The following is a 6,328-nucleotide window of genomic DNA, read 5'->3' on the forward strand; positions in this document are numbered from 1 at the left end:
ACGGAACCCCGGCGGCCCTCCCGCCGCGCCGGACCACCACCCGCGGCACCCCGGCGGCCCTCCCGCCGCGCCGGACCACCACCCCCGCGACGCCCCACGCGACCCCGGCGACCGCCCCGCCACCCGGGCCGCCCGTTCTCCTCGCCCTCGTCCCGAAACACCCCCGTCGGACACCTTGACCAGGCCCTGTGCCGCTCCTATCGTCGCTGGGCCAGTACGACGTAGGACGTCCGACCTCTTAGGCGCGGCGCGCTCCGCCACCCCGCCCGGACCCCCGACCCGCACCGCGCGTCCCGCACCCCCCGATCCCCCTTCGACCCCCTCGACCCCCTTGACCACCACCCGTACCGGTACGTGGGGAGCTTCCCTCCCCGCCCCCTCAGGGAGGCACTCGTGAGCGACCTGACCCCCGTGACACGTGACGGCGAAGGGCCCGGACGGCGGTCCTTCCTCAGGTACACCGGGGCCCTGGGCGCCGCCGCGGGCCTCGGCGGCGGGCTCGCCGCGTGCGGCGGGCCCGAGTCGACGAACGAGGTCGGGGGCGGCGGCGGCACGCTGACGGCGGTCATCGGCTACGGCAACGACGGCAGTTGGGACCCCACGCAGACGGCGTCGGCGTTCGCCATGGCCGGCAACGAGCACATCTACGAGGCGCTGCTCGGCACCGACCCGATCAGCCGGGAGCCCTACCCGCAGCTCGCCACCGCCGTGCCGAGCGACCTGGAGGCCACCACGTGGAGGTTCGAGCTGCGCGCGGGGGCGAAGTGGCACGACGGGAAGCCCGTCACCGCCGACGACGTCGTCTTCGTCTTCGACCGCATCCTCGACCCGGACACCCAGTCCCTCGGCAAGAACTTCTTCGCGGGCTGGCTCAAGGAGGTGCGCAAGACCGACGCGCGGGCCGTCGAGCTGCTCCTGAAGTTCCCCTTCCCGGACGGCGCGGCCCGGCTCAACCTCGCCAAGATCATGCCGAAGCACGTGTACGCGAGGCCGGGCGCGTGGGAGGAGGCCACCAAGGGCAAGGCCATCGGCTCGGGCCCGTACCGGCAGACCGCGCACCACCCGAAGTCCAACACGACCTTCGAGGCGTTCGACGACTACAACGGCCCCCGCAAGGCCGCGTTCCGCAGGATGAACTGGCTGTCCATCGTGGACGCCGCGCCCCGCGTCGCCAAGATCTCCGGCGGCAGCGCGGACGCCCAGATCGCCGAGAACATCCCGTACGCCAACATCGAGCAGCTCAAGTCGGGCGGTCTGACCGTCGAGGGCGGCGCCGGCATGAACAACCTCTTCCTGCTGTTCAACACCGCGCACAAGCCCTTCGGCGACGTACGGGTGCGCCAGGCCCTGCACTACGCCATCGACCGCGAGAAGATCATCGAGGTCGCGCTGAAGGGCCACGGCAAGCCCGCCACCTCGTTCCTGAACGAGGGCAACCCCAGCTACCGGCCGGCCAGGACCGTGTACGGGTACGACCCGAAGAAGGCGAAGAAGCTGCTGAAGGAGGCCGGCGTCTCCGGCCTGCGGGTGAACCTGATGGCCGTGAACGTGAGCTGGCTGACCGACTGCCTGCCCACCATCAAGGCCTCCTGGGACGCCGTCGGCGTACGGACCACGCTCGACCCGCAGGAGACCACGGCCGTCTTCACCAAGCTGGACCAGAGGCGGGACTACCAGGTCGTCGCGGCCGTCTCGAACCCCAACCAGTTCGGCCTCGACGCGGACCTGATCATGCGTTACAACTACGGCCGCGACAACATCTGGATGGGCTACGCCCGCTGGGCCGGCGACGCCCGCGCCAAGGAGCTGTTCCGGCGCATGGACGAGGCGACGCGCGAGCCCGACGCATCGCGCAAGAAGACGATGGTCCAGGACTACATCGACATCGTCGCCGAACAGGCCGTGCTCTACCCGGTCGTCCACAACGAGCTGATGACGGCCTGGAACCCCCGGCGTCTCAGCGGCATAAGGCCCCAGCCCTACCCCGGCATCAACGTCCTCCAGGCCCAGTGGGTGTGAGCGGGGGCGCGCCACCGCCCCGAAGGTGAGGAGCCGTACCCCGTGACCGCGATCCTGCGCATCCTGCTCCGCCGCGTCGCCCTGCTCGTGCCGCTGCTGCTCGGCATCGTCCTGTTCGTGTTCCTGGTCATGCGGTTCTCCGACGTCGACCCGGCGTCGGCGTTCTTCCAGGGCGCCAACCCCACACCGGAGCAACTGCACCGGTTCCGCGAGGAGAACGGCCTGCTCGACCCGCTGCCGGTGCGGTACGTCGACTTCGTCGGCGACCTGGTCCGCGGCGACATGGGCATCAGCGTCCTGACCCGCTCCCCGGTCGTCGACCAGGTCACCACGGCCCTGCCGCTGACGATGCAGCTCACCTTCCTCGGGCTCGGCATCGCCGTCGTCGTCTCGCTGCTGCTCGGCGTGACCGCCGCGATCTACCGCGACCGGCTGCCCGACCAGATCATCCGCGTGGTGTCCCTGACCGGCGTGGCCGCGCCCGGCTTCTGGCTGGCCCTGCTGATGATCCAGTACCTGGCGGTGGAACTCGGCTGGTTCCCGACCGGCGGCTACATCAACCCGAACGACTCCTTCACCGGCTGGCTGAAGACGATGACGCTGCCCGCGCTCTCCCTGTCCCTGCCGGTGGCGGCGCAGATGACCCGCATCATCCGCACCGCCGTCGTCGAGGAGCTCGACAAGGACTACGTCCGCACGGCGATCGGCAGCGGCCTGCCCCCGGTCGTGGTCGTCGGCCGCAACGTCCTGCGCAACGCCCTCATCAACCCGCTCACCGTGCTCGGCCTGCGCGTCGGCTACCTGCTCGGCGGCGCCGTCGTCACCGAGACCATCTTCTCGCTGCCCGGCATGGGCAAGCTCATGATCGAGGCCGTGAAGAACGGCGACCCCGCCGTCGTCCAGGGCGTCGTCATCACCACCGCCGTCGGCTTCGTCGTCGTCAACCTCGTCATCGACATCCTCTACCTCCTGGTCAACCCGCGCCTGAGGGGGACCTCCTGATGCTGTTCGCCTCGCGCAAGGCGCTCACCGAACGCCTGGCCCGGCCGGGCCTCAGGCCGCGGTCGCTGCGCAAGCTGCCCGTGCTGTCCCGGATCGCGGTCGGCGTGCTCGCCGTCGTCGTCCTCGTCGCCCTGTGCGCGCCGCTGCTCGCCCCGCACGACCCGCTGGAGCAGTACTCGCTCGTCGACGGCACCGGGCACCCGTCCGCCGACCACTGGATGGGCCAGGACAGCCTCGGCCGGGACATCCTCTCCCGGCTGATGTACGGCGCCCGCTGGTCGCTGGCCATCGGGCTCGGCGCGACCCTGCTCGCGCTGACCGCGGGCTCGCTGATCGGCGCGATCGCCGCCACCTCCCGCAAGGCCGTGGACGAGACCCTCATGCGGCTCCTCGACATCGTCATGGCCTTCCCCGGCATCGCCCTCGCCGCCGTCCTCGTCGCCGTCTTCGGCGGCGGCATCACCGTCCTGATCTGCGCCATCGCGTTCCTGTTCACCCCGCCCGTCGCCCGCGTCGTGCGCGCGAACGTGCTCGACCAGTACGGCGAGGACTACGTCACCGCCGAGCGCGTCGTCGGCGCCCGCACCCCGCACATCCTGATCCGGCACGTCGCCGTCAACTGCGCCGCGCCCGTCCTCGTCTTCTGCACCGTGCAGGTCGCCGAGGCCGTCGTGTTCGAGGCGTCGCTGTCCTTCATCGGCGCCGGCGTGCGGCCCCCCGACCCGTCCTGGGGCAGCGTCATCGCCGACGGGAAGAACATGGTGCTCATCGGCGGCTGGTGGGCGACGGTCTTCCCCGGGCTGCTGATGCTCCTGACCGTCCTGTCGCTGAACGTCCTGTCCGAGGGCGTCTCCGACGCCTGGGCCGCGCCCTCGGGGCGCGAGGTCGCGCGGGCCCGCGCCGAGGACGCGGTGGAGGCCCCCGAGCCCGGCAGCGGCGAGGTCCTGGAGCTGCCCGGCCTCGCCGAGGCCGCCGCCCGGCTGCGCGCCCGCGCGCGGCCCCTGCCCGAGGGCGAGCCCGTCCTCGCCGTACGGGACCTGGCCATCGGCTTCGCCGCCCGGCACGAGGGCGTCGACATCGTCGACGGCATCAGCTTCGAGGTCCGGCCCGGCGAAGTCCTCGGCCTGGTCGGCGAGTCGGGCTGCGGCAAGTCGCTGACCGCCCTGACCGTGATGGGCCTGGAGCCCAAGGGCGCCCGGGTGCGCGGGCACGTCACCTTCGCCGGGCAGGAGCTGATCGGCCTGGACCGGCGGGCCCGGCGCAGGCTGCTCGGCCACGACATGGCGATGATCTACCAGGATGCCCTGTCCTCCCTGAACCCGGCGATGACCGTACGCGCCCAGCTCAAGCAGGTCGTGCGCCGCGGCGGCCGCCGCACCCCCGCCGAGCTGCTCTCCCTCGTGGGCCTCGACCCGGACCGCACGCTGCGCAGCTACCCGCACGAGCTGTCCGGCGGCCAGCGCCAGCGCGTGCTCATCGCGATGGCCCTGTCCCGCGACCCGAAGCTCGTCGTCGCCGACGAGCCCACCACCGCGCTGGACGTCACCGTCCAGGCCCAGGTCATCCAGCTCCTGCTGCGGCTGCGCGAGGAGCTGGGCTTCGCCCTGATCCTGGTCTCGCACGACCTGGCGCTGGTCGCGGACGTCACGGACCGGGTGGCGGTGATGTACGGCGGCCAGATCGTCGAGACCGGGGTGACCGCGGAGCTGGTGGAGTACCCCACCCACCACTACACCCGGGGCCTGCTCGGCTCCGTCCTCTCCCTGGAGTCCGCCGCCGAGCGCCTCACCCAGATCAAGGGCGTCGTCCCCTCCCCCGCCGACTTCCCCGCCGGGTGCCGCTTCGCCGACCGCTGCCCGCTGGCGGACGATCTGTGCCGTACGACGACACCGGACCTGCTCGGCATGACCGACCGGCACCGCACGGCCTGCCACCACCCGGCACTCGCGCCCCACGAACCACCGGCTCCCGCCACGGGCGGGCGCGGCACCGAGGACCCCCGAGAAGGCGAGGCCATCCATGACCGCGGCTGAGGCGACCGCCCCGACGACCACGCCGCCGACCGCGCTGGTGACCCTGCACGACGCCCACGTCGTCCACAAGGCCCGCACCGGCGGCGTCTTCTCCCGCGACCGGGTGTACGCCCTCACCGGCGCGGGCCTGACCATCGCGCCGGGCGAGACCGTCGGGGTCGTCGGCGAGTCCGGCTGCGGCAAGTCGACCCTGGCCAAGGTGCTTGTGGGCATCCAGCGCCCCACCGCGGGGACCGTCGCCTACCGCGGCCGCGACCTGTGGCGGATGAAGCCGCCGGAGCGCCGCACCACCATCGGCGGCAACACCGCCATGATCTTCCAGGACCCGTCGACGGCCCTGAACCGCCGCCTGCCCGTCCGCCGGATCCTGCGCGACCCGCTCGACGTCCACCGGCGCGGCACGCCCCGGGAGCGCGAGGAGCGCGTACGGGAGCTGATGGGCCTGGTCGGCCTCCCGACGGCCCTCGCGGACGGCCTGCCGGGCCAGTTGTCCGGCGGCCAGCGCCAGCGCGTGGCGATCGCGCGCGCCCTCGCCCTGGAGCCGGAGCTGGTCGTCGCCGACGAGCCGACCAGCGCCCTGGACGTGTCGGTCCGGGCCCAGATCCTGAACCTCCTCCTCGATCTGAAGGAACGCCTCGGCCTGGCCCTGGTCTTCGTCTCGCACGACATCCAGACCGTCCGCAGGATGAGCGACCGGGTGATCACCATGTACCTGGGCCGCATCGTCGAGGAGGCGCCCGCCGCCCACATCCTCGACCAGGCCCGGCACCCCTACACCCGCGCCCTGTTCTCCGCCACGCCGGGCCTGCTGGACCCCATCGACCCCATCCCGCTCGTCGGTCCCGTCCCGTCGGCCACGCACCCGCCGAGCGGCTGCCCCTTCCGCACCCGCTGCTGGAAGGCGGACGCGGTGTGCGCGGCGGACATGCCGGACCCGGCGGAGGCCGGGGCGGCGCACCGCTTCCGGTGCCACCACCCGGTGCGGGCGGGCGAGACCACGGGCGAGCTGGTGGCCCAGTCCGCGCAGTCGTCATCCCCGCCGCCCCAGCCGTCGGCCCCGCCGCCGCAGTCGGCGGCCCCGGCATCACCGTCACCGTCACCGGGCCAGTCGTCGCCCCCGCCGTCCCAGTCGGCGGCCCCGGCACCCCCGCCGCCCCCGTCCCCCCCGTCGTCACTCCCGTCCGAGCACCACCCCGCCCCGCCCACCGGGCCCACCCCGCCCGCCCAGCCGTGACCCGCCACCCGCCCGCGCCGCCGCGACCGACCGCGGCGCC

Annotated in this window: 3 protein-coding genes and 1 pseudogene; all 4 read left to right on the top strand. The window is 73.1% G+C overall.

The window, feature by feature from the left end; all coding sequences use genetic code 11:
* Positions 1 to 402: 402 nt before the first annotated feature.
* A complete protein-coding gene (locus IE330_RS37410) occupies positions 403 to 2,019 on the top strand; it encodes an ABC transporter substrate-binding protein (protein ID WP_373314827.1) in 1,617 nt (538 codons plus the stop codon).
* 42 nt (positions 2,020 to 2,061) lie between these two features.
* Positions 2,062 to 3,021, top strand: a complete 960-nt coding sequence (locus tag IE330_RS37415; protein ID WP_190140648.1) for an ABC transporter permease — start codon at positions 2,062 to 2,064, stop codon at positions 3,019 to 3,021.
* The gene (locus IE330_RS37420; RefSeq protein WP_190140649.1) at positions 3,021 to 5,054 is read left to right on the top strand and encodes a dipeptide/oligopeptide/nickel ABC transporter permease/ATP-binding protein; all 2,034 of its coding nucleotides are present in this window, start codon (positions 3,021 to 3,023) and stop codon (positions 5,052 to 5,054) included. Before IE330_RS37415 ends, IE330_RS37420 begins: the two co-directional genes overlap by 1 nt.
* Positions 5,041 to 6,087, top strand: a pseudogene (locus IE330_RS37425) (oligopeptide/dipeptide ABC transporter ATP-binding protein); the annotation flags it as partial. The gene IE330_RS37420 and the pseudogene IE330_RS37425, both read left to right, overlap by 14 nt.
* Between the last annotated feature and the right edge of the window lie 241 nt (positions 6,088 to 6,328).

The organism is Streptomyces longispororuber, assembly GCF_014656095.1.
Classification (GTDB): Bacteria; Actinomycetota; Actinomycetes; order Streptomycetales; family Streptomycetaceae; genus Streptomyces; species Streptomyces longispororuber.